3 protein-coding genes are annotated in these 4,440 nt (G+C 78.3%); 2 read left to right on the top strand and 1 reads right to left on the bottom strand.

Going from position 1 to position 4,440, the window contains the following annotated elements; translation table 11 throughout:
- Both I003_RS0128925 and I003_RS0128920 read left to right on the top strand, forming a co-directional pair.
- Nucleotides 1-623, top strand: a 623-nt coding sequence (locus tag I003_RS0128925) for a L,D-transpeptidase family protein (protein ID WP_027774649.1), incomplete at its 5' end; no start/stop codon positions are given.
- A gap of 184 nt (nucleotides 624-807) precedes the next feature.
- On the top strand, nucleotides 808-2,940 hold the full coding sequence (locus I003_RS0128920) for a tetratricopeptide repeat protein (protein WP_027774648.1): 2,133 nt from the start codon (nucleotides 808-810) through the stop codon (nucleotides 2,938-2,940).
- On the opposite strand, the gene I003_RS37190 is transcribed toward I003_RS0128920, so the two are convergent.
- The coding region (locus I003_RS37190; RefSeq protein ID WP_027774647.1) for a hypothetical protein at nucleotides 2,930-4,440 on the bottom strand (1,511 nt) is incomplete at its 5' end. The genes I003_RS0128920 and I003_RS37190 overlap by 11 nt on opposite strands.

The following is a 4,440-nucleotide window of genomic DNA, read 5'->3' as shown; positions in this document are numbered from 1 at the left end:
CCCGCCCGCGCGTCAAGGCGGCGCCCGCACGGCTGCCGCGCCGCATACCGGGGCTCGGCCCCCGCATTCGCGCCCGTATCCCCGCCGGAGCCCGCCAGGCCCTCGTCGTGACCGGCACTTCCCGGCGCTCCTCCGACGCGACCGCCGTGCTCTACGCACGCGGCCCCGCCGGCTGGAGCGCCGGCCCGGCCTGGCCCGCGCACAACGCCCTCCGCGGCTGGACCCACCACCACACCGCCGGCGACCTCCGCACCCCGACCGGCGTCTACGGCCTCACCGACGCCGGCGGCCTGGACCCCGACCCGGGCACGAAGCTCCCGTACGACCACGGCCCGGCCTTCACCGCCACCGGCCGCGGTTTCGAGGGCGAACCCCTCGCCGGCTCCTTCGACTACGTCGTGGCCATCAACTACAACCGCAAGCCCGGCACCACCCCGCTCGACTGGACCCGCCCCCTGGGCGACGACCGCGGCGGCGGCATCTGGGTCCACGTCGACCACGACGGCCCGACGAACGGCTGCGTATCCCTGGCCAAGCCCCACATGCGGACACTCCTGCGAAGCCTGGACCCGCACAAGCACCCGGTGGCGGTGATGGGCCCCGCGGACTGGCTGGCGCGCTGACACCGCCGGGACACCGGCCGCCGGCCGGAAGTGCCCGATGCCGGGGAGAGGCTGACGGCGCCTCGGGCGGGGCCCGGGGCGCACGGGGCGTGAGGGGCGGAGTTCGGCGGACGGTGTCGGTGGCCCGGGTTACTCTTCGGAGTCGTACCGACTCGCTACGGCGCGCAGAGGGGTGGGGTGCGTGATGACGGATCCGGTGTCGCTGGCCGCGATCTCCGGGGCGCTCGGCGCGATCGGCATGGGGATGGCCAACGAGGCGGGCAGGGCCGCGTGGGAGACCGCCGGGGCGCTGGTGCGCAGGGCGGCCGGGCGGGAGGTGCGGGCGCCCAGGCGGTCCGCGGAGGTGGAGCGGGTGGCCGCGCTGCTGCGGGAGGGTGCCGGGCGCGATCCCGAACTCGCGCGTATGTGGGAGCGGTTCGCCTCGACCCTGCCGTCCGGTCCGGGCCGCGTGGGCACGCCCCGGCTGCCCGCGGCGACGAGGCACTTCACCGACCGCCGCCAGGCGTTACGGCTGCTGGACCGCGAGGCGAACCGCAGGTTCGACGGCCGGCCGCGGGTGGCGCTGCTGCACGGGCCGGAGGGCATCGGGACCACCGCCACGGCGCTGTACTGCGGCGGCAGGCGCGCCCGGGACTTCCCCGACGGGCAGGTGTACGCCGATCTGCACGGCTGGTCGGCGCAGAGCGCCCTCGGCCCCGGCGTGATCGCCGGTCGTCTCCTGCGGGAGCTGGGGCTGCCGGCGGAGGCGGTCCCGCATGCGGCGGACGAGCGGCTGGACCTGTGGCGGCGGCTCGTCGCCGACCTGCGGCTGCTGGCCGTCCTCGACCACGCCTACTCCGCGGCCCAGGTGCGCCCCCTGCTGACCTCCGCTCCCGGGGTGTTCACCCTCGTGACGGCCCGTCATCCGCTGCCGGGGCTGGACGCCGTGCCCGTGGCCCTCGGGCCGCTGGCGGGCCGGGACGCCCGGCGGCTGCTCACGCACTTCGCCGGCTCCGAAGCCGTGGCCGCGGCGCCGGAGCTGGCGAAGGACCTGCTGGTGCGCTGCGCCGGATCGCCGTACGCACTGCGTACGGCGGCGCCGCTGCTGTCGGCGCACGGCGGTGCCGGGCCGGGCGCGGAGGATACGGCCGGGCCGGTCGCCGCCCTGACGGAGTCGGCGTACGGCGCGCTCGACGCCGACGCCGCCCGGCTCTACCGGCTGCTGGCGTTACGGGACTGGCCCCACGCCGACGCCAGGACCGCCGCATGGGCGACGCGGACGGCCGGCGGCGGCCCCGGCCCGGCGCCCGCCGCGGCGCTGCTCGGCGTGCTCGCCGACCGCGGTCTGCTGGAGACCGCCGGCACCGAGCGGTACCGTTTCCGGCCCGCCGTGCGCCGCCACGCCGAGCTGCTCGCCCGGCACGAGGACGGGCCGCAGGCGTGCGCCGAGTCTCTCGCCCGTGTCGTACGCGGCTACGCGGACCTCGCCGAGGACGCCGCCCACCAGGCGCTGCCGCAGAGTTGGCGCGTACCGCGGCCCGCTGTGCCCGCGCCGTTCATGGACCCCGCGCGGGCCCTCGGCGTTCTCGTGCGGGAAGCGGCGAACCTCTTCGAGGCCGTGCAGGCCGCCGCGGACGCCGGCGATCCGGCCACGGCCGTACGCCTCGCGCGCTCCCTGTGGCCGCTGCAGCTCAAGGCCGGCCGGCACGCCGAGTCCGTCCCCGCGCTCCGCGCCGCCGTGCGCCTCGCCGCGGGAGACCGCGAACCGGGCGCCGCCAGGCTCCGCGACCGCGCGGCGCTGCGCTTCCAACTGGCCATGAGCCTGACGGAGCTGCGCGAGGACGGGGAGGCGGAGACCGAGTTCCGGGCCGCCGCGGAGGACGAGCGGGCAGCGGGTCACATACGCGGGCACGCCTCGGTGGTCGAGGCGCTGGGCCTGCTGCGGCTGCGGCAGTGGGAATGGGCGCAGGCGCTGGCGTTCTTCGACGAGGCGGCCGCGCTGTACGGGACCCTCGCCCCCGGCGACGTGGGGCACGCCGACCTTGGCCGTGCCCTGCCGCTGATCGAGCGCCACCGGGGGCGCGCACTGCGCGGCGCAGGCCGGCTGGACGAGGCGGGTGCCCTGTTGCGTACGGCGGTGGAGTCCTTCGAGGGCATCGGCGACGACTACAACCGGGCCCGCGCCCTGACTGATCTCGCCGAGACCCGCGTCCTCGCCGCCGCACCCGCCGAAGCCCTCCCGCTGATCGACGAGGCCATCGCCCTGCTCGACGCGCAGAAGGCCGTGTACCCGCTGGCGCACGCGCGGTCCGTCCGGGCCCGCTGCGTCACGCCCTGAGCGGGGCGACGGTCACGCGGTGCTCCCGCGCGCCGGTCCGGACCAGCAGGCCGTGCTCGGCGAGGGCGACCGCGCTCCGCCCCGCCGCCAGCCAGGCGTGCAGGGCGGAGGCGTACGCCGCGGGGTCGGCGCCGGCGGCGCCGCGGGCGCCGGTGAGCGCGAGAGAATCGCCGGCGCGGGTGCGGACGGTGCAGTCGCCGGGGCCGGTGACGTAGGCGGCCAGGGCGCAGTGCGGGTACCGCCGGAGGGTCTCCGCGCACCAGTCGGCGGGGGAGCCGAGGCGCGGGTCGTCGGGTGGGCCGTGGCGGAGGATCACGTCGGCGAGGTCGAGGCGGCCGGGGTCGCGGGTGTCCTCGGGAACGGCGGTGTGCGCGGCACCGTCGCCGCCGGGCTCGTACGCGGGATCCGCCCAGCGGCGCAGCTCCACCGCCCCCGCGCCTGCCCCGGCCCCTGCCGCTGCCCGCGCGCCGGCGCCTGCCGGACGGCCGGCATCCGCCCTCGCGCCTGCCGGAGGGCCCGCGCCCGCCCCCGCCCTCGCGCCTGCCGGGGTGCCCGCGTCCGCCCCCGCGCCCGCATCCACCTCGGCCGGAAGCCGGGTGAGCACCCGCATCGGCGCGCTGCGGCGGACCGGCTGGTACGCGGGCAGCGGCAGCGGCTCCAGCAGCGCCGGCCGTTCGGGCTCGGGGAGTTCCATGAGCCCGTAGAAGAGTTCCCGCAGCCGTGCCGCCGCCTCCCCGGGCACCGAGGAGGTGAACCGTGCCGGGCCCGGCTGCGGGCGGTGGCCGGCGATCAGCGCGTCGAGCTGCGCGGGCAGCGGCGCGTACGGGTCCAGTCGCGGCGAGTCGGCGAGGAAGGCGGCCAGCGGCGCCCGCGGGTCGACGTCGTCGAGCGGGGCCGCCGCCAGCGCCACGGGCACGCCGAGGGCCGCGGCGTAGTACGTGACGGCCCCGTGATCGCCGATCACCGCGTCCGCCGCGAGCAGCGCCTGCCGCCAGTCGGCCAGCGGATCGACGAGCGCGAGCCCGCCGCGCCGGGCCCCGTCGAGCCAGGCCCGGACCTGCCCGGGCCCGTGCCCCTGCCAGATGTTGGGGTGCAGGACGGCCGCCACCCGGTACTCGTCGGCGGCCAACTCACCCGTCAGCCGCGGCAGCAGCGCGGGCAGCACGTCGTCCGCCCCGCCGTCGCCGAACAGCCCTTCGGAGTTCCACGTCGCGGACACCACGACGAACCGCTGCCCGTCGCGTACGCCCCACGCCCGCCGGAACCGCTCCCGGTGCCCGCGGGCGGCGAGCATCCGGTCGAAGCACGGGTCGCCCGCCAGCACGGCGGTCCCGGCGGCCTCGGGGCACGACTCCCGCAGGCGCTCCACCTGCTCGGGGTGCGAGAGCACGAACGCATCGGCCACGGGCCGCCCGTCCTCGAGCAACCACTCCGGCGCCAGCCCGAAGACGGGAGCCCGGCGTCCGGCGTCCGGCGACCGGCGACCGGCGACCGGCGACC

This window comes from Streptomyces sp. CNQ329, from assembly GCF_000482585.1.
This window is presented reverse-complemented; position numbering and strand designations above follow the sequence as displayed.

Coding starts and splice junctions, on each gene's coding strand:
- I003_RS0128920 (WP_027774648.1), top strand. CDS start 808: ATGACGGATCCGGTGTCGCTGGCCGCGATCTCCGGGGCGCTCGGCGCG.